Consider the following 18,938-nt stretch of genomic DNA (forward strand, 5'->3'; position numbering starts at 1 on the left):
CCTCGCCGTTAGAAATTGGCTTCCAGGGACACCGTCACGGTGCGTTCCAGGCCAACGATGTAGGCCGGGTCGCCGTCGCGGAAACCGCTGTAGCTGGCCGCGTTGGTCTTGGTGGTGTACACGCCGTCCAGGTACTTCTTGTCGAACAGGTTGTCGACGTTCAGGCGCAGGGTTGCGTCCTTCACCACTTTCTTGTCCACCGGCAGGTAGATACCGGCGCCGGCGTTGAACACGGTGCGGCCGGAGATGGCTTCGTCGTTGGTCAGGTCACCGTAGAGCTTGCTGGTGTATTTGCCGCCGAAGGTGCCGTAGAAGCGTCCGTCGTCATACCCGATGTTGGCGGCCAGCATGTTTTTCGGCACGTTGGCGAACTGCTTGCCGCTGGTGGGCAACAGGATGGCTTTGCCCGCGTTGTACACGGTCAAGTCGTCCTGTTGCTCGGCCTTGGTATAGGTGTAGGAGGTGTAGTAGTTGAAGTGGTGGGGCAGCAGGCCGCTCCATTCCAGCTCCAGGCCGCTGTTGTTGACCGATCCGGCGTTGATGTCGGCGAAGTCGCCGTTGACGTCCTTGGACGAAACCTGGCGATCCTTGAACTGCATGTAGAACAAGGTGGCGGCCACGGTCATGTCGTCGCCGGTGAAGCGCCAGCCCAGCTCATGGTTCCAGCTGGTTTCCGGCTTGGAGTTGATCGAGTCCACGCCCTTGTCGTACAGCACGTAGTTCTGCGGGATACGCATGTTGCGCGACAGGCTGTAGAACAACTGGTCGCGTTCGTCGAGCTGGTACTTGAGGCCGGCGTTGGGCAGCAGCTTGTTGTAGGTCTGGTGACGTTTTTCCGGCTGCTCGGTGAGGCTGCCGTTGTTGGTGCCGTCGCGCTTGACGTTCATGTAGGCCAGGCCGGCCACCAGGGTCCAGTCCGGGTTGATGTACCAGGTGTCCTGGGCCCAGACTTTCTGCGCCGGCGTGACGGTGAAACGATCGCGGCCTTGCACGGTGTTGCCGTTGGCATCGACCACGGAAGTGCCGTCCGGCCAGGTATCGGTAGGCTTGCCGTTGCTCTTGAGCGCGATGAACGGTTGGGTCTGGCTTTGGCGCGCGCGCTCGTACCAGTAGCCGAATTGCAGGCTGTGATCGCCCAGGTCCCAGTTCAGTTTGGTGGTAATGCCGGGGCGCCAGGTCTGGGTGCGGGAGGGGCGGTAGTACACGCCGGTGGTCGAGGAACCGTCGGCATTGTATTGCGCGGCGGTGGGCAAGTTGCCCAGGTCGAAGACGCCGCCTGCGTTCGAGCCGCGGTTCAGCGCGTAGCTCGACGAACCGACGCCGCTGCCGTTACCCCAGTAGTAATACGGGATCACCGACAGGGCCAGGTTGTCGGCCAGTTTGAACTGGGTATTGAGTACGCCGGTAAAGGTCTGGAACGGGTTCTGCGCGAGGGCGTAGTAGCTGTTGAGCTTGCCGTTGCTGCCGACCGTCGGTGTGGCGGGGTAGGGGTCGAACTTGCGGCCGTTCTGCTGGAACTGCGATTTGGTCAGTTGGCTGTAACTGTTGTTGTCCTGCTCGTGGTACTTGAGGATCAGGTTGGCGGTGTTGCCGTTGCCGGCGTCGAAGAAGCTGTTCCACTCGACCTTGTCCGCACGCACGGCGCCCGAGCCGCGCCACATCTGCCCTTCGGTATGGGACGCCGACAGCCAGTTGCTCAGGCCGTTGACCTCGCCGGTGTTGAGCCGGGCAAAGGTCTTGCGGGTGGCGTTGCTGCCGATGGTCTGTTTGACGAAGGCCCCGGTTTCCTTGGTGGGGCGAATGGTCACGATACCGATGTTGCCGCCGCTGGAACCGATGTGCGGGCCGTCGGCCTCCGACGAGCCTTGGGTGACGAAAATCTGGTCGATGTTTTCCGGGTCGCCCAACAGGTTGGAGTACAGCGCGTAGTTGCCGGAGTCGTTGATCGGCATGCCGTCCACCGACATCCCCACCTGGTCGGAGTTAAGCCCGCGCATGGTGAAGCGAAAACCCGACAGGCCGGTGGCATCTTCGCTGGAGATGTTCAGGCCCGGGGTGTACTTGAGCTTGTCGATGGCGTTGCCGGTGGCGGTTTGTTTATCCAGCGCTTCCTTGGTTATCGTGGAGCGCCCCTTGATGCTTTCTTCCTGCACCATGTAACCGCCACCGGCAGTGGCCTTGCCCTGTACGCCGATGGTGCCGACGTCGCTGTCGCCGGTGTCGGCCATGACCATGCCATGCCCCATGCTCGCGGCAACGAGTGCCAGATGAATCCGTGTGAACCTCATCAGTGTCGTCCTAGTGTCGGGTGCTTATTGCACGCTGTAGTTGAAGGTGGCGGTGAAGCGCTGCTCGTTGCGCCCCCCGAAGGCTTGCTCGGGGAACGGCTTGACCTGCTTGATACGCCGCAGGCTGTTGGCGGCGGCCCGGTTGAGCAACATGCTCGAGGCCGGGGTCTGCACGCCGGAGTCGAGTACCCGACCCTGGCGGTCCACCAGCAGCCAGACCACCACGTCGCCACTTGGGCGTTCGAGGGAGGCCTGGCGTCCTGTGGGGTATTGCTTGTAAGTGTCCAGCTCGTTACGCAAACCCTTGAGGTAACCGCCCTCCAGGGCCTGGCCGTCGACCTTGGGTGGTGCGGGCGGGGCCGGAGTCGGCGCAGCCTGGGCGACCGCCGCCGGCGCGGGTTTGGCCGCCACCGGGGGCGGCGTCGGCGTGGGTTTGGCGACCACGGGCTTGGGCACCGGCTTGGGCTTGGGTTCAGGTTTCGGCACCGGCTTGGGCGGTGGCGGGGGCGGTGGTGGAGGGGCCGGCTCGGCCTCTTCATCCTCGATCACCGGCGGTGGCGGTGCTTGCTCCGCCACGGGTGGCGGCACCACCTCGGGCTCCGGCTCGACCAATGCCAACTCGACCGCCGACTCGTCGTACACCGGTTCGACCTTCAACGTCTGGGACTGGATACCCAGTGCAATCAGCACCAGGGCGATCAGGGCCGGGACACTGCCCAGCAGCCGACGCGCACGAAACAGGACATACATGATCAGGACTTACGCGTGGCGATGGACACGGAGGTAAAGCCACCCAGACGCAGGGTGTCCATCACCTCCACCAGGCGCGAAACCTCCACGCCCTTGTCGCTGTTGACGATGATCGTCGACTTGGTATCCGGCTTTTCAGCAGCCTTCAGCGCCGGTACCAGAGCGTCGACCGTGAGGTCCTTGCCATCCAGTTGCAACTGGCCTTCCAGGCCCAGGGTGAGGATGAATTTGTTCTGCGGCTTGAGCTGCTGCGAACTGCTGGCGCTGGGCAGTTGAGTCTTCATGCCGAGTGCCGGAATCACGTTCAGACTCACGAGTACGAAAAACACCAGGAGGAACATCATCACGTCGATCATCGGGATCAGTTCGATGTGTGCCTTGCGTTTTTTCGGTTCGTCCCAGGTTCTCATTCCGCTACCCCGTTATTGAATTAGGGGCGACACGCTAACAACGAAAAATGACCGAACGGTTAACTTTAATTTACGTTTTGACGTGTCTAGGACGTGTCTTACAGATCGGTTTCCGGTCAATTTCACGACGTAATGAAACTGAAACGCCGGGGGTACATTCTCGAAAAATTTACACCGAGAGCCGTCTTGTATGAGTCAGTCATTGCCGCATTTGTTGACTTCGCGTTTGCTGTTGCGGGCGCTGGAAAGCGAGCAGGCCGCGGTACTTTCCAGCCTCGCCAACGGGCCGAAGATTGCTGACAACACGGCCAACATTCCATCGCCCTATACCCTGGAAACGGCCCGGACGTTTATTGACGGGATGCAAGACAAATACCGCGCCGGCAACCTGTTGAGCCTGGGCATGCACCTGCGCGAAACCGGCGAATTGATCGGCATCGTCAGCCTGCGTCTCAATGCGCGTCACCACTACGGGCACCTGGGCGGATGGGTGGCGGCGCACTGTCGCAACCAGGGCTATGCCGCCGAGGCAGCGCGTGCGGTGATGGACTTCGGGTTCGCCGAACTGGGCCTGTACCGAGTGGGCAGCCAATGCTTTGCCCGCAACAAGGAGTCGGCGCGGGTCATGGAGAAAATCGGCCTGCTGTACGAAGGCTGTATGCGCGCCGCGTTTCTCAAGAATGGGGTGTATGAGGACTTGCTCGGGTTTGCGACCGTGCGCAATGACTGGGAGCGCCTGGCGTGAGTCGCGCGGTTGACCATGATCGGCGCCGGGTGCTGGCCGGGCTGGCGCTGGCCACCACCTTTTCGATCCTCAGCCCGTTTGCCCGCAGTGCGGGGATCGATTATCCGTTCACGTTGGGCGTGGCCTCGGGTGATCCGTTGCCGGATGGTTTCGTGATCTGGACGCGCCTGGCGCCGTTGTTCAATGCGGCGGACGGTCGCGGCGGGTTGGCGCGTGCGGTGCCGGTGCGTTGGCGGGTCGCCAGCGATGCGGGGATGACGCGCATTGTGAGGCAGGGTGAGGTGATGGCGAGCGAGCGCTTTGCCCACTCCGTGCATGTGGAAGTCGCGGGGCTGGAAGCCGGCAGGCCGTATTGGTATCAGTTCGAAGGGCTGGGGGCGCAGAGCGCGGTCGGGCAGTCGCGTACCGCGCCGGCTTTGCATGCCCTGGCGACGGCGCGCTTGGGGTTCGTGTCGTGCTCCCACTGGGAACGCGGGTACTTCAGTGCCTATCGTCACCTGGCGGCGGAGCAGCCGGACCTGGTGTTTTTCCTCGGTGACTATATCTACGACAATTCCTACGCGGCAGATTCGGGAAAAGTCATTCGTTCCCACGGCAGCGGCAACGCGCTGACCCTGAGCGACTATCGCAACCGCTATGCGCTGTACAAGACCGATCCGGATCTCCAGGCCTTGCACGCGGCGGCGCCCAGCGTGGCGACCTGGGACGATCACGAGGTGCAGAACGACTATGCCAACCGCTGGTCCCAGGACCCGAAGGTTGCCGTGGCGCAGTTTCTCAAGCAGCGGGCGGCGGCGTATCAGGCCTATTACGAGCATATGCCGCTGCGCGTGAGCAGCCTGCCCAACGGGTCGGATATGCGCGTTTATCGGCGCCTGGACTACGGCCGCCTGGCACGTTTCCATGTGCTCGACGGTCGACAGTATCGCTCCGAGCAACCGTGCATTCAGGCCAACGGCAGTCATCAGGGCCACATCGCCGCCAACACCTGCAGCGACTTGCGCGACCCCGCTCGCACCATGCTCGGTTGGCAGCAGGAGGCCTGGCTGGACCAGGGGTTTGCCCAGTCGAAAGCGCAATGGAACGTGATCGCCCAGGACTTGCTGGTGGCGCCGCTGCTGCAGCGCGACCTGACCCAGCACACGCTGGGCTATTGGACCGATGGTTGGGATGGCTACATGGCGAACCGTTCACGGATGCTCGCGTCCATCGCGCGCCACCAGGTCAACAACCCGGTGTTCTGGGGCGGCGATATACATTCATTCTGGGCCACCGATTTGCATGCCGATGCCAACAACCCGGACTCGCCCGTGCTCGCCACCGAGTTCGTCGGCACCTCGGTGACCTCCGATGGGCCGCCTTACGACGCCTTCACCCAGATGCTGCCGCAGAATCCCCATGTGAAGTTTTTCGACAGCCGCCAGCGCGGGTATGTATCGGTGGCGTTGGATAGCCAGCGCATGCTCACGGACTTTCGTGTGATTACCGATCCGCGTGACCCGGCCGCCACGGTGTCGACGCTCAAGTCGTTCGTGGTGGAACCGGGACGGGCCGGGGCGATCGCGGTTTAATCCAGGCTGTAGCGCACCGACAGCGTGCCCTTTTTCTCCGCCACGGCCAGGATCGTCACCTGGCCCAATTCGCCCAACGCCTGCACATGCGTGCCACCACAGGCATACGCGGGCAACTCGCCGAAGCCGACTTCGCGGATGCCGTCTTCCAGGCGCATCTGGCGCGGGTAGTCGGCGGCGATCCAGTGGTCGAGTTGTTGTTGAAGCGTGTCGGCCTCCATGGCTTGTGCGCTTTCGCCGCGGATAAAGGTGATCTTGCCTTCGCCCGGCCAGTGGTGGGCCTTGATCGGCATCCAGCCCAACGCCTCGCCGGCGTTGCCGATCAGGTGTCCGGCGGAATGCAGGCGGGTGTGCAAGGCACGGCGTGGTGCATCGACCCGTGCGTTGATCGGGCCCGGTTCTACGGGCTGGTCGAGGTAATGCACCACGCGCTCCGCCTCCTGGGTCACCCGCAGCACCCGGCTGTCGCCCAGCCAGCCGGTGTCGAATGGCTGGCCGCCGCCCTGGGGGTGGAAAATCGTCGACTGCAGCGTGACCGCAAACTGCTCTTCGTGGGCGGTGCAGCTCAGCACTTCAAGCTCGGCGGTCAGGTGGTCGTGGGTGAAAAACAGGCGCTCGGTCATCGTCTACATCCGCATCAAGGTTCTGCGGGCAGTATAAATAGTGCGCAGATGGGTGATAATCCGTTCAATTATCAATGGACTTGTGCGTCATGAGCATCAATCTTCCTTTGCCGCTGCTGGGTGAAATGGCGATTTTCGTCAAAGTGGTGGAAGCCGGCAGTTTTTCTGCGGCAGCGCGACAACTGAGCGTGTCGCCTTCGGCGGTGAGCCGCAGCATCTCGCGTCTCGAACAGGCGTTGGCCACGCGCCTGCTGCAACGCACCACGCGCAAACTGCGTTTGAGCGAGGGCGGCGAAGAGGTGTTCAAGCGTTGCCAGGAGATGGTCAACGCGGCGCGCTCGGTGATGGAAATCAGCGGCCAGTTCACCCACGAGGCCGAGGGCCTGGTGCGGGTCAGCGTGCCCAAGGCGGTGGGGCGGTTCGTGGTGCATCCGTATATGCCGGAATTTCTGCGGCGCTATCCCAAGGTCGATGTGCAACTGATCCTCGAGGACCGGCAGGTGGACCTGATCGATGACAACGTCGACCTGAGTATCCGTATCACCGACAGCCCGCCGCCGGGCCTGGTGGGGCGGCAATTACTGCCCATCGAACACGTGTTGTGCGCGACGCCGCAGTACCTGGCCGAGCATGGCACGCCGAGTCATCCCCATGATCTGCTGGCGCACAGCTGCATCTACCTGGGCGAAACCCCGGGGGACTCGCGCTGGAAGTTTCGCCGGGCGGGTAAGGCGGTCACGGTGGGCGTGCGGGGGCGGTATGCGGCGAACCACACCGGCGTGCGCCTGGATGCGGTGTTGCAGCATGTGGGGATTGGCAGCTTGCCGTATTTCACGGCGCGGCATGCGTTGGATGAGGGGCGCCTGGTGCAGGTGTTGCCTGAGTGGGACTTTATTGCGTCCTACCACGGCGAGGCCTGGCTGCTGCACTCGCCGACGCGGTACCTGCCGCCGAAGGTGCGGGTGTTCATTGATTACCTGGTGGCGTGCATGGCCACCGAGCCGACGCTTCGCCGACGGTAGTGTGGGAGGGGGCTTGCCCCCGATAGCGGTGGATCAGTCATGCATGTATTGGCTGACACACCGCCATCGGGGGCAAGCCCCCTCCCACATTGAATGATCAGTGCTTGCTCTGGTCCTGCGGCATCGCCAGCAGCTGTTTTTCCTGGTTCCAGTCGAACGGTTCGTCGTTCTGTTCGGCTTCAAAGCGACGCTCTTCCAGGGCCTGGTACAGGTCCAGTTCTTCATCGGGCATGAAGTGCAGGCAATCGCCGCCGAAGAACCACAGCAGGTCGCGTGGCACCAGATGGGCGATTTGCGGGTAACGCAGGATGACCTGGCTCATCATGTCCTGGCCCAGGTACTGGCTCTCGATCGGATCGATCGGCAGCAGGGCGCGCAGTTCATCGAAACGCTCCAGGAACAGCAGGTGGCTTTCCTCGGGCACCTGTTCGGCTTCGCCGACGGCAACCAGGATGCTGCGCAGGTGGTCGAGCAAGACGAGATGATCGGCAACGACGTTGGACACGAGATAAGTCCTCAAAGCAAAAACGGGCGCGAGAGTATATAGCTCAAGCGCCCGTAATTATATGGCCTGGGGGATCAGCGGACTTTACCCGCGGCCTGGGCCAGTTCTTCCTTGCTGAAATCATCCACGTCGATCACCTTGCGCCGTGCCGCTTCGGCTTCACGCAGGGTTTGCGCCTCGGCCGGTTGCAGCACCCCGGCGTGCAGTGCGGCGTCGATGGCCGGTTCGCCGGCAGCCGGTTTGACCTGGCCGCTTTTGAGGGCCGCATGCAGTTTTTTCTGCAGCGGATGGCTGGCGGCGAGCAGGTCGCAGGCATGTTGCAGGGCGCCCACCGGGTCTTGCGCCGATTGCGGGCGGTAGCAGCCAGCCAGCAGTTCTTCGAGGGTCGGATCGCCCTTGGCGCGACCGATCACCGCGGCCACTTCGGCATCCAGCGCATCGGACGGGCCGGTATGGCGACGGCCGAACGGGAACACGATGACCCGCAGCAGGCAACCGAGCAGCTTGTTCGGGAAGTTGCTCAGCAGTTCATCCAGCGCGCGTTCGGCTTCGCCCAGGCTTTCTTCCATGGCCCAGGTGAACAGCGGTTCCAGGTGGTCCGGCGAATCCAGGTCGTGATAACGCTTGAGCGCCGCCGAAGCCAGGTACATATGGCTCAGCACATCGCCCAGGCGTGCCGACAGGCGTTCGCGGCGTTTCAACTCGCCGCCCAGCAGCATCATGCTCAGGTCGGCGAGCAGGGCGAACGCCGCAGCTTGGCGGTTCAGCGCGCGGAAGTAAGCCTGGCTCAAGCGGTTGCCGGGGGCTTTTTCGAAGTGGCCGAGACCCAGGTTGAGCACCAGGGTGCTGGCGGCGTTGCTCACGGCAAAGCCGATGTGCTGCATCAGCAGGCTATCGAATTCCTTGAGCGCCTGGTCGTGGTCTTCGCGGCCGGCCAGGGCCATTTCCTTGAGTACGAAGGGGTGGCAACGGATCGCGCCCTGGCCAAAGATCATCAGGTTGCGCGACAGGATATTTGCGCCTTCCACCGTGATGAAGATCGGCGCGCCTTGCCAACTGCGGCCCAGGTAGTTGTTCGGGCCCATGATGATGCCCTTGCCGCCGTGGACATCCATGGCGTGGCTGATGCATTCGCGGCCGCGCTCGGTCAGGTGGTACTTGAGGATCGCCGACAGCACCGAGGGTTTTTCACCGAGGTCCACCGCGTTGGCGGTGAGCATGCGCGCGCTGTCCATCAGCCAGGCGTTGCCGCCGATGCGGGCGAGGGCTTCCTGGATACCTTCGAAGGCCGCCAGTGGCACGTTGAACTGCTCGCGTACCTGGGCGTATTGGCCGGTCACCAGGCTGGTGAACTTGGCTGCGCCGGTGCCGACCGCCGGCAGGGAAATCGAGCGGCCCACCGACAGGCAGTTCATCAGCATCATCCAGCCTTTGCCGAGCATGTCCTGGCCACCGATCAGGTAGTCCAGGGGGATGAACACGTCCTTGCCGGAGTTGGGCCCGTTCATGAACGCGGCGCCCAGCGGCAGGTGACGACGACCGATGTCAACGCCTGGCGTATCGGTGGGAATCAGCGCGAGGCTGATGCCCAGGTCTTCTTCTTCGCCCAGCAAGTGGTCCGGGTCATGTGCCTTGAACGCCAGGCCGAGCAGGGTCGCGACCGGGCCCAGGGTGATGTAGCGTTTTTCCCAGTTCAGGCGCAGGCCGAGGGTTTCCTCGCCTTGCCATTGACCTTTGCAGATCACCCCGGTGTCGGGCATGGCGCCGGCGTCGGAGCCGGCCAGCGGGCCGGTCAGGGCGAAGCAGGGAATATCGTCGCCACGGGCCAGGCGCGGCAGGTAGTGGTTGCGCTGTTCATCGGTGCCGTAATGCAGCAGCAACTCGGCCGGGCCGAGGGAGTTGGGGACCATCACGGTGGACGCCAGGTCGCCGCTGCGGGTCGCGAGTTTCATCGCCACCTGGGAGTGGGCATAGGCGGAGAAGCCTTTGCCGCCGTACTCCTTGGGAATGATCAGAGCGAAGAAACCATGGGTCTTGATGTGTTCCCAGGCGGCGGGCGGCAGGTCCATGGCCTGGCCGATTTGCCAGTCGCTGACCATCGCGCACAGTTCTTCGGTCGGCCCATCGATGAACGCCTGCTCTTCTTCGGTCAGGCGTGCCTTGGGGTAGGCCAGCAACGTGTTCCAGTCGGGGCGGCCGCTGAACAGCTCGCCGTCCCACCAGACGGTGCCGGCGTCGATGGCATCGCGCTCGGTCTCGGACATTGGCGGCAAGACCTTCTGAAACCAACTGAACAGCGGCTTGGTGAAGTATTCGCGGCGCAGGTCGGGCAGCAGCAGCGGCGCGGCCACGATGGCAATCAACACCCAGCAGATCAGCAGCAGCCAACCCGGTGCGTGGCTCCAGGCGCCCATCGCCAGCAGGTATACGGCGACCACGCCGAGGGCGGGCAGGGGCGCGGTGCGGCGGTGTGCCAGGTAGGCAATGCCGACCACCAGAACCAGTATCCACAACAACAACATATTCAATCCTCCGTGAAACCAGGGGCGAAACCACCGTTGAGCTTAGTCGGCATCCGAGAAAGCGCGGTGATCAGGGTGTGGCGAGTTGTACTGGAAGCACCTTGGGATCACCGATCACCAGGCGCCGACATTTGGCCGAATCGTCGTTATCGCTGTGGCGGACCTGTCGTTAGACTCCAGGCTTCCCCCGGAGATCAAACCCATGGAAACGTACCTGAATCCCAGCCGCTTCATCGATAGTGACCACCCTGCGGTGGTGGAGTTCGCCGAAAAACATCGCGGTTCCAGCGCGGATTCAGGTGACCAGGCAGTCAGTCTTTATTACGCCGTGCGTGAGGCGGTGCGCTACAACCCCTATACCTTCAGCCGCGACCCCAACACCCTGAACGCCAGCTTCGCCCTGGCTGCCGGCCAGAGCTACTGCGTGCCCAAGGCCACCTTGCTCGCCGCCTGCGCACGGCACTGCGGGATTGCGGCGCGCATCGGCCTGGCGGATGTGCGCAATCACCTGTCGACGCCACGCCTGATCGCGCTGCTCAAAAGCGATGTATTCGCCATGCACGGTTATACCGAGCTGTACCTGAACGGGCGCTGGGTCAAAGCCACGCCGGCGTTCAACCAGCAATTGTGCGAGCTGTTCGATGTGCCGCCGCTGGCGTTCGATGGGATCAACGACAGTGTGTTCCACGCCTTCAATCGCCAGGGCAAGCGCTCGATGGAGTACGTGGTGGACCATGGGCAATTTGCGGATGTGCCCGAAGATTTCTTCTTTGCCCACCTGGAGAAATGTTACCCGCACCTGTTTGGCGAGCAGATGCCGAGCGTGCTGGGTGACATGCAGGACGATTTAAGCCGCCCGTGAACCGGCGTATGCTGCTGCGTTCATCAAGCCATGTTCATCAACAATAAGGCGCGGTCATGCTGAAGATCTGGGGGCGTAAAAATTCATCGAACGTCAGGAAAGTCCTGTGGTGCGCCGAGGAACTCGGCCTGGACTATGAGGCCATCGATGCGGGCGGGGCGTTTGGCGTGGTGGACACGCCGCAATACCGCGCATTGAACCCGAATGGCCGGGTGCCGATGATCGAAGACGGCGACTTTGTGCTGTGGGAATCCAACACCATCGTGCGTTACCTCTGCGCCAAGCAGGCGTCGAACTGGTACCCGAGCGACGTGAAGGCGCGGGCCAGTGCCGAAAAATGGATGGACTGGACCACCTCGACCCTCGCCGAGCCGTTCAAGGCGGTGTTCTGGGGCGTGGTACGCACCCCGGCGGAAAAACAGAACTGGGACAGCATCAACGCCGGGCGCCAGGCCTGCATCGATGCACTCGGCACCGTGGAGAAGGCGCTCGCCGAACAGCCCTACCTGTCAGGCGACGCCATCGGCATGGGCGATATCCCCTTGGGCTGCTTTGTTTACGCCTGGTTTGAAATGCCCATCGAACGCCCGGCCATGCCCCACCTGGAGGCTTGGTACCAACGCCTGCAACAGCGCCCGGCGTACCGCAAAGCGGTGATGACCGCGTTGACCTGATACTGACTATTAATACAGGTGACTGTACTTGTGCGGCGCGGGCAAGCACCATGTTTGTCATGCGCCGCCGTTGAACGATGCACGGTGTGCCCTCATCTATTGTCCCTATTCCCTTCTTTGGTGCGTATTCCGCTATGAGTTCCGCTCTGTCCATCCGGCAGCTAACCAAAACCTACGGCAACGGTTTCCAGGCCCTGAGTGGTATCGATCTGGACGTTGCCGAAGGTGATTTCTTCGCCTTGCTCGGCCCCAATGGCGCCGGCAAATCCACCACCATTGGCATTCTCTCGACCCTGGTCAACAAGACCAGCGGCACGGTGAATATCTTCGGCCATGACCTGGACAAATCCCCGGCGGCGCTCAAGCGTTGCATCGGCGTGGTGCCCCAGGAATTCAACTTCAACCAGTTCGAAAAGACCTTCGACATCGTCGTGACCCAGGCCGGCTACTACGGCATCCCGTCGAAAGTCGCCAAGGAACGCGCCGAGCAGTACCTGACCCAACTGGGCCTGTGGGACAAGCGCGACGTGCCTTCGCGTTCGCTCTCCGGCGGCATGAAGCGACGCTTGATGATCGCCCGCGCGCTGGTCCACGAACCGCGCCTGCTGATCCTCGATGAGCCCACCGCGGGGGTGGACATTGAACTGCGTCGCTCGATGTGGACCTTCCTCACCGAGCTGAACCAGAAAGGCATCACCATCATCCTCACCACCCATTACCTGGAAGAGGCTGAGCAACTGTGCCGCAACATCGGCATCATCGACCACGGCACCATTGTCGAGAACACCAGCATGCGCAACCTGCTGGGCCAGTTGCATGTGGAAACCTTCCTGCTCGACCTGAAGACCGAACGGTCGGCGCCGCCGCAATTGCTCGGCTACCCATGCCGCCTGGTGGACAGCCGCACCCTGGAAGTCCAGGTGGATAAAGCCATGGGCATCACCGCGCTGTTCGGCCAATTGGCGACCCAGCACATCGAAGTGCTGAGCCTGCGTAACAAAACCAATCGCCTTGAGGAGTTGTTCGTGTCCCTGGTGGAAAAAAACCTGGCGAAGGTGGCGGTATGAATTCTGAACTGCAACCCAACCTCATCGCCCTGCAAACCATCGTCTACCGCGAAGTGAAACGCTTTACCCGGATCTGGCCGCAGACCCTGCTGCCGCCGGCGATCACCATGGTCCTGTACTTCGTGATCTTCGGTAACCTGATCGGCCGGCAGATCGGCGGCATGGGCGGTTTCACCTACATGGAGTACATCGTGCCGGGCCTGATCATGATGTCGGTGATCACCAACTCCTACGGCAACGTGGTGTCGAGTTTCTTCGGCAGCAAGTTCCAGCGCTCCATCGAAGAACTGATGGTTTCGCCGGTGTCGCCGCACACCATTCTGATCGGCTACACCTTGGGCGGCGTGCTGCGTGGCTTGATGGTCGGCGTGATCGTGACCTTGTTGTCGTTGTTCTTCACCCAACTGCAAGTGCATCACCTCGGCATCACCCTGGTGGTGGTGGTGCTGACGGCGACGATCTTCTCGCTGCTGGGCTTCATCAACGCGGTGTTTGCACGCAACTTCGATGACATTTCGATCATCCCGACCTTCGTGCTGACGCCGCTGACCTACCTGGGCGGGGTGTTCTACTCCATTACCTTGCTGCCGCCGTTCTGGCAGACCGTGTCGCTGGCCAACCCGGTGCTGCACATGGTCAACGCCTTCCGCTACGGCATCCTGGGCGTGTCGGATATCCGGATCAGCGTGGCGATCACCTTCATGGTCGTGGCCACGGCGGTGTTGTACATCGGTTGCGCGCGGTTGCTGGTGAGCGGGCGCGGGATGCGGACGTAACGCCGGATTACACGCCGTAAAAAATGTGGGAGCGGGCAAGCCCGTTCCCACATTGGTTTCTGAATAACGTCTTTACCCTTGCAGCGCCAACTCGATCAGCGCGTGCAGCTCATCCACCGCCAGTGGCGCGGGGGAGAACAGAATGCGAAACACCGTCGGCGCCGCGAGCAGGTTGATCAGGCGGTCCGCGCTCGGCGGTGGCGGCGTGGCGTTCGGGTAGCGCTCGACGATCGTTTGAAGCTGCCCGCTCAGGATGCTCACGCAATACCCCGGCGTCTGGCTGGATTGCACATCGCGCATCATGTTGCGCCCCGGCTCCGAACTCATCTCATCCAGGTATTGCTCGGCCCACGCCCGCAGGTCGCCGCGCAGGCTGCCGGTGTTGGCCGGCTCGCTGTCCGGGCGCATGCGCGCCAGGGCCACATCGGCGAGCAACACCGAGAGGTCGCCCCAGCGGCGGTAGATGGTCGACGGCGTGACGCCCGCGCGCGCCGCGATCATCGGTACGGTGACGCTGGACCGCTCATGGGTTTCCAGCAGTTCGCGCACCGCCGAATGGACGGATTCTTGTACCCGGGCACTACGGCCCCCCGGGCGAAGGCCTTCTTTTATCGCCATGCCTGTGACCTTAACACAAAGAATTTGCTTTAAGCGGCGAGCAGTAGCACACTCGACAAAAGCAAAATATTAGCTTTAGCGGAGCGTGCCCATGTCCAGCCTCACTTCTCATCGTTCCAGCCTGGTGTTCCTGGCGATCACCTTGCTGACGTTCCTGGCGGCCTCCAGCGCGCCGACGCCGTTGTATCACCTGTACCAGGAGGGCCTGCATTTTTCCTCGGGCATGCTCACACTGATCTTCGGGGTCTACGCCTTGAGCTTGCTGGCGGCGCTGTTGACCGTGGGCTCGCTGTCGGATCACCTGGGGCGCAAGCCGGTGATTTTTGCCGCACTGGCCCTGAATATGCTGGCGATGCTGCTGTTTATCAATGAGAGCAGCGTGGCCTGGCTGATCGCCGCACGGACGCTGCAGGGTTTCGCCACCGGCATGGCCACCGCGGTATTGGGCGCGGCCCTGCTCGACACCGACCGCCAACAGGGGCCGCTGGTCAATAGCGTCGCGCCCTTGCTGGGCATGGCTTGTGGCGCGATGGGCAGCAGCCTGCTGGTGGAATTCGCGCCGCTGCCCACCCAGTTGATCTACTGGACACTGCTCGCGTTGATGCTCGGGCAGGCCATGTATGTGTGGCGTTTGCCGGAAACCGTCAGTCGCATCCCCGGCGCGCTGGCGTCATTGCGCCCGACTTTGCACGTGCCGCCGCAAGCGCGCCGGGCGTTGTGGCTGTCGTTGCCGGTGGACGTGGCGGTGTGGGCCATGGGCGGCTTCTATTTGTCCCTGGCGCCGTCGCTGGTACGGGCGGCGACCGGCTCGACCTCCAACCTGATCGGTGGCGGCCTAGTCGCGGTGTTGACCTTGAGCGGCGCGCTGATGATTTTCAGCCTGCGCAATCGCCCGGCCCACAAGGTCCTGCGGTTGGGCGCCAGCCTGCTGGCCGTTGGCGTGGCACTGATCCTCGCGGCGGTCCACAGCGCCAGCCTGCCGCTGTTTTTCATCGCCACGTTGATCGCCGGCAGTGGTTTTGGCGCGGGCTTTCTCGGGGCCTTGCGCAGTGTGGTGCCGCTGGCCTTGCCCCATGAGCGGGCGGGGTTGATGTCGGCGTTTTACGTGCTGAGCTACCTGGCGTTCTGCCTGCCGTCTTTGCTGGCGGGCAATCTGATCCGCAGTTTTGGCCTCATCGCCACCACGGACGGCTATGGTGTCGTGCTGATCATGCTGACCCTCGGCGCCCTGGCCGGGTTGCTGCGCCAGGATGCATTGCGGGTCGGGTGCAAGGGCAGCGCCTGACGCTATATTGGTAAAATAGATAACAGTTAGAGATATTACCCGTTATATAGATATTCGCTCAGGTTCTACCATGGCCCCAACCTCCTACGAGGAAGAGGATTGCCATCATGACCTGCTCGACCGCCCTGAACTACAAACCCTTCAGCCACCTGGCCCGTCCGCGGGAAGTGATCCGCCAGTTCACCCCGAACTGGTTCGCCGCCACCATGGGCACCGGGGTGTTGGCGCTGGCGCTGGCGCAACTGCCGGTCAATCTGCCCGGCATGTACGCCATCGCCGAAGGGTTGTGGCTGTTCACCATCGGCCTGTTCATCCTGTTCAGCGCCTTGTATGCGGCGCGCTGGGTGATGTTTTTCGACGAAGCGCGACGGATCTTCGGGCACTCCACGGTATCGATGTTCTTCGGCACCATTCCCATGGGCCTGGCTACGCTGCTCAACGGTTTGCTGCTGTTCGGCCTGCCGCGCTGGGGTGCTGGCGTGGTGCCGCTGGCCGAAGCGCTGTGGTGGCTGGACGTGGCGATGGCAGTGGCCTGCGGTGTGCTGATTCCGTTCATGATGTTCACGCGCCAGGAACACAGCATCGACCAGATGACCGCCGTCTGGCTGTTGCCGGTGGTCGCCGCTGAAGTCGCCGCTGCCAGCGGTGGCTTGTTGGCGACGCACCTGGCGGATGCCCACGGGCAACTGGTGATGCTGGTGACCAGCTACGTGCTGTGGGCATTTTCCCTGCCGGTGGCGTTCAGCATTCTGACCATCCTGATGCTGCGCATGGCCCTGCATAAGCTGCCCCACGCCAACATGGCCGCGTCGAGCTGGCTGGCACTTGGCCCGATCGGCACCGGCGCCCTCGGTATGCTGCTGCTGGGCGGCGATGCACCGGCGATCTTCGCCGCCAATGGCTTGCCCACTGTCGGTGAAATCGCCTACGGCCTGGGCCTGATCGCCGGGATTACCCTGTGGGGCTTCGGTTTGTGGTGGATGCTGATCGCAGTGCTGATCACCCTGCGTTACCTGCGCGCCGGTATCCCGTTCAACCTGGGCTGGTGGGGCTTCACCTTTCCGTTGGGGGTCTACGCCCTGGCCACGTTGAAGCTGGCGAATGTGTTGCACCTGGGGTTCTTCAGCGTAGTGGGCGGCATGCTGGTGCTGGCGTTGGCGCTGATGTGGCTGGTCGTCGCCAAGCGCACCGTGCAGGGGGCCTATAAAGGTGAGCTTTTTGTTTCGCCGTGTATTGCAGGATTAGGGAATAAGTAAGCGGGATTAGGTAAAGTCGTGGCCTGAAAAAAAACCAGGCCACGCAGGAACACGGACGATGAGCCACCCCTCACAATTCACCTTGCTGCGCACACGGCGCTTTCTGCCGTTCTTCATTACCCAATTACTGGGTGCCTTCAACGACAACATCTTCAAGCAATCGCTGATCCTGGCGATTCTCTACAAGTTGAGCATCGACGGTGACCGCGCCATCTGGGTCAACCTGTGCGCCTTGTTGTTTATCCTGCCGTTCTTCCTGTTCTCGGCGCTGGCCGGGCAGTTTGGCGAGAAATTCAACAAGGACGCGTTGATCCGCGCGATCAAGGTCGGCGAGATCGTGATCATGGCCGTCGGCGCCACCGGCTTTTTGTTCAATCATCTGGAACTGATGCTGCTGGCGTTGTTTGCCATGGGTACCCATTCCGCGCTGTTCGGCCCGGTGAAGTACTCGATCATGCCTCAGGCCCTGCGCGAGGATGAGCTGGTGGGTGGCAACGGCCTGGTGGAAATGGGCACGTTCCTGGCGATCCTCGCTGGCACCATCGGCGCCGGGATCATGATGTCGTCCGCCCATTACGCGCCGGTGGTGGCGGTGGCGATTGTCGGCGTAGCGCTGCTGGGTTACCTGGCCAGCCGCGGCATTCCGCGGGCGGCGGCGTCTTCGCCGCAACTGCGGCTGGACTGGAACATCTTCAGCCAGTCCTGGGCCACCTTGCGCCTGGGCCTGGGGCAGACCCCGGCGGTGTCGCGCTCGATCGTCGGCAACTCGTGGTTCTGGTTTGTCGGCGCGATCTACCTGACGCAGATCCCGGCCTACGCCAAGGAATGGTTGTACGGCGACGAAACCGTGGTGACCCTGATCCTCACGGTGTTCTCGGTGGGCATCGCGCTGGGCTCGATGCTCTGCGAAAAACTCTCCGGGCGTAAAGTGGAAATCGGCCTGGTGCCGTTTGGCTCCTTCGGCCTGACGGTGTTCGGCCTGCTGCTGTGGTGGCATTCCGGCGGCATGCCGCAGAACGTGCAGGCTAACGACTGGCTGGCGGTGCTCGGGTACGGCCAGGCCTGGTGGGTGTTGTTCGATATCCTCGGCCTGGGTGTGTTCGGCGGCTTCTATATCGTGCCGTTGTACGCACTGATCCAGTCGCGCACCGCCGAGAACGAACGGGCGCGGGTGATCGCCGCCAACAACATCCTCAACGCGCTGTTCATGGTGGTCTCGGCGATTGTGTCGATCCTGCTGCTGAGCGTGGCCAAGCTGTCGATTCCCGAGCTGTTCCTGGTGGTGTCGCTGCTCAACGTGGCGGTCAACGCCTACATCTTCAAGATCGTCCCCGAGTTCACCATGCGTTTCATGATCTGGCTGCTCAGCCATTCCATGTACCGCGTCGAGCATCGCAACCTGGAACTGATCCCGGACGAAGGCGCGGCCTTGCTGGTGTGCAACCACGTCTCGTTCGTCGATGCGCTGTTGATTGGTGGCGCGGTGCGTCGGCCGATTCGCTTTGTCATGTACTACAAGATCTACCGCTTGCCGGTGCTCAACTTCATCTTTCGCACCGCCGGGACGATTCCGATTGCCGGGCGTAATGAAGACATCCAGATCTACGAAAAAGCCTTCACACGAATTGCGCAGTACCTGAAGGACGGCGAGTTGGTGTGCATCTTCCCGGAAGGCAAGTTGACCAGTGATGGCGAGATGAACGAGTTCCGCGGTGGTGTGACGCGCATTCTGGAAGAGACGCCGGTGCCGGTGATTCCATTGGCGTTGCAGGGCTTGTGGGGGAGTTTTTTCAGCCGCGACCCTAACAAGGGCTTCTTTCATCGCATTTGGTCGCGCGTGACACTGGTGGTCGGCCAGCCGGTAACGGCGCAGGCAGCGACACCGTCGCACTTGCAGGGTTTGGTCGGGGAACTGCGGGGGGCGGTGAAGTAGCGAGCCGGGTTTACTCGGCATGCGTGCTGCT

Annotated in this window: 17 protein-coding genes; 10 read left to right on the forward strand and 7 right to left on the reverse strand. The window is 62.4% G+C overall.

Going from position 1 to position 18,938, the window contains the following annotated elements:
• Positions 1 to 8 precede the first annotated feature (8 nt).
• Genes LQ249_RS10530 through LQ249_RS10540 form a run of 3 tightly spaced genes read right to left on the reverse strand, consistent with a single transcriptional unit; the run spans position 9 to position 3,448 of the window.
• Positions 9 to 2,288 carry a TonB-dependent receptor gene (locus LQ249_RS10530; protein WP_079443192.1) on the reverse strand — a complete coding sequence of 760 codons (2,280 nt, stop codon included), beginning with the start codon at positions 2,286 to 2,288 and terminating at the stop codon, positions 9 to 11.
• Positions 2,289 to 2,312: 24 nt separating this feature from the next.
• On the reverse strand, positions 2,313 to 3,038 hold the full coding sequence (locus LQ249_RS10535) for an energy transducer TonB family protein (RefSeq protein ID WP_046384167.1): 726 nt from the start codon (positions 3,036 to 3,038) through the stop codon (positions 2,313 to 2,315).
• Between the two features lie 2 nt (positions 3,039 to 3,040).
• Positions 3,041 to 3,448: an ExbD/TolR family protein gene (locus tag LQ249_RS10540; protein ID WP_005786670.1), complete on the reverse strand. Its 408-nt coding sequence runs from the start codon at positions 3,446 to 3,448 to the stop codon at positions 3,041 to 3,043.
• A gap of 190 nt (positions 3,449 to 3,638) precedes the next feature.
• Here LQ249_RS10540 and LQ249_RS10545 point away from each other — a divergent pair, with 190 nt between their 5' ends.
• Entirely contained in the window at positions 3,639 to 4,193 is a 555-nt protein-coding gene (locus LQ249_RS10545) for a GNAT family N-acetyltransferase (protein ID WP_126587875.1), read from the forward strand.
• The gene (locus tag LQ249_RS10550) at positions 4,190 to 5,764 is read left to right on the forward strand and encodes an alkaline phosphatase D family protein (RefSeq protein ID WP_232566440.1); all 1,575 of its coding nucleotides are present in this window, start codon (positions 4,190 to 4,192) and stop codon (positions 5,762 to 5,764) included. The genes LQ249_RS10545 and LQ249_RS10550 overlap by 4 nt, the downstream gene beginning before the upstream one ends.
• On the opposite strand, the gene LQ249_RS10555 is transcribed toward LQ249_RS10550, so the two are convergent.
• Positions 5,761 to 6,387 (reverse strand): hypothetical protein, encoded by a 627-nt coding sequence (locus LQ249_RS10555; RefSeq protein ID WP_057005309.1) that lies wholly within the window; start codon positions 6,385 to 6,387, stop codon positions 5,761 to 5,763. The two genes, LQ249_RS10550 and LQ249_RS10555, sit on opposite strands and share 4 nt — an antisense overlap.
• Before the next feature lie 89 nt (positions 6,388 to 6,476).
• Here LQ249_RS10555 and LQ249_RS10560 point away from each other — a divergent pair, with 89 nt between their 5' ends.
• Positions 6,477 to 7,409, forward strand: coding sequence for a LysR family transcriptional regulator (locus LQ249_RS10560; RefSeq protein ID WP_046384163.1), 933 nt, complete (start codon positions 6,477 to 6,479; stop codon positions 7,407 to 7,409).
• 97 nt (positions 7,410 to 7,506) lie between these two features.
• On the opposite strand, the gene LQ249_RS10565 is transcribed toward LQ249_RS10560, so the two are convergent.
• Together LQ249_RS10565 and LQ249_RS10570 are read right to left on the reverse strand one after the other, a co-directional pair.
• A complete protein-coding gene (locus LQ249_RS10565) occupies positions 7,507 to 7,914 on the reverse strand; it encodes a PA2817 family protein (RefSeq protein ID WP_017846829.1) in 408 nt (135 codons plus the stop codon).
• A gap of 74 nt (positions 7,915 to 7,988) precedes the next feature.
• Positions 7,989 to 10,436 (reverse strand): acyl-CoA dehydrogenase, encoded by a 2,448-nt coding sequence (locus LQ249_RS10570; protein WP_128192616.1) that lies wholly within the window; start codon positions 10,434 to 10,436, stop codon positions 7,989 to 7,991.
• 202 nt (positions 10,437 to 10,638) lie between these two features.
• Here LQ249_RS10570 and LQ249_RS10575 point away from each other — a divergent pair, with 202 nt between their 5' ends.
• The 4 genes from LQ249_RS10575 (at position 10,639) to LQ249_RS10590 (ending at position 13,815) form a co-directional block, all read left to right on the forward strand.
• Positions 10,639 to 11,298, forward strand: a complete 660-nt coding sequence (locus LQ249_RS10575; protein WP_046491106.1) for a transglutaminase-like domain-containing protein — start codon at positions 10,639 to 10,641, stop codon at positions 11,296 to 11,298.
• Positions 11,299 to 11,354: 56 nt separating this feature from the next.
• Positions 11,355 to 11,972: a glutathione S-transferase family protein gene (locus LQ249_RS10580; RefSeq protein ID WP_017846832.1), complete on the forward strand. Its 618-nt coding sequence runs from the start codon at positions 11,355 to 11,357 to the stop codon at positions 11,970 to 11,972.
• Between the two features lie 134 nt (positions 11,973 to 12,106).
• Complete coding sequence (locus LQ249_RS10585; RefSeq protein ID WP_017846833.1) at positions 12,107 to 13,039, forward strand: ABC transporter ATP-binding protein; 933 nt, start codon at positions 12,107 to 12,109, stop codon at positions 13,037 to 13,039.
• On the forward strand, positions 13,036 to 13,815 hold the full coding sequence (locus tag LQ249_RS10590; RefSeq protein ID WP_017846834.1) for an ABC transporter permease: 780 nt from the start codon (positions 13,036 to 13,038) through the stop codon (positions 13,813 to 13,815). Before LQ249_RS10585 ends, LQ249_RS10590 begins: the two co-directional genes overlap by 4 nt.
• 72 nt (positions 13,816 to 13,887) lie before the next feature.
• Here the strand turns inward: LQ249_RS10590 and LQ249_RS10595 are convergent, their stop codons facing one another.
• Positions 13,888 to 14,433, reverse strand: coding sequence for a TetR/AcrR family transcriptional regulator (locus LQ249_RS10595; RefSeq protein ID WP_177030702.1), 546 nt, complete (start codon positions 14,431 to 14,433; stop codon positions 13,888 to 13,890).
• 91 nt (positions 14,434 to 14,524) lie between these two features.
• Between LQ249_RS10595 and LQ249_RS10600 the strand changes: the two genes are divergently transcribed.
• From LQ249_RS10600 to LQ249_RS10610, 3 genes are all read left to right on the forward strand, one after another.
• Positions 14,525 to 15,718, forward strand: coding sequence for an MFS transporter (locus tag LQ249_RS10600; protein ID WP_057005848.1), 1,194 nt, complete (start codon positions 14,525 to 14,527; stop codon positions 15,716 to 15,718).
• 107 nt (positions 15,719 to 15,825) lie between these two features.
• Entirely contained in the window at positions 15,826 to 16,974 is a 1,149-nt protein-coding gene (locus LQ249_RS10605) for a TDT family transporter (protein WP_177030701.1), read from the forward strand.
• Between the two features lie 58 nt (positions 16,975 to 17,032).
• Positions 17,033 to 18,907, forward strand: coding sequence for an MFS transporter (locus LQ249_RS10610; RefSeq protein ID WP_108524442.1), 1,875 nt, complete (start codon positions 17,033 to 17,035; stop codon positions 18,905 to 18,907).
• Positions 18,908 to 18,938: the final 31 nt, after the last annotated feature.

The organism is Pseudomonas sp. 7-41 (assembly GCF_021233075.1).
GTDB classification, from domain to species: domain Bacteria; phylum Pseudomonadota; class Gammaproteobacteria; order Pseudomonadales; family Pseudomonadaceae; genus Aquipseudomonas; species Aquipseudomonas veronii.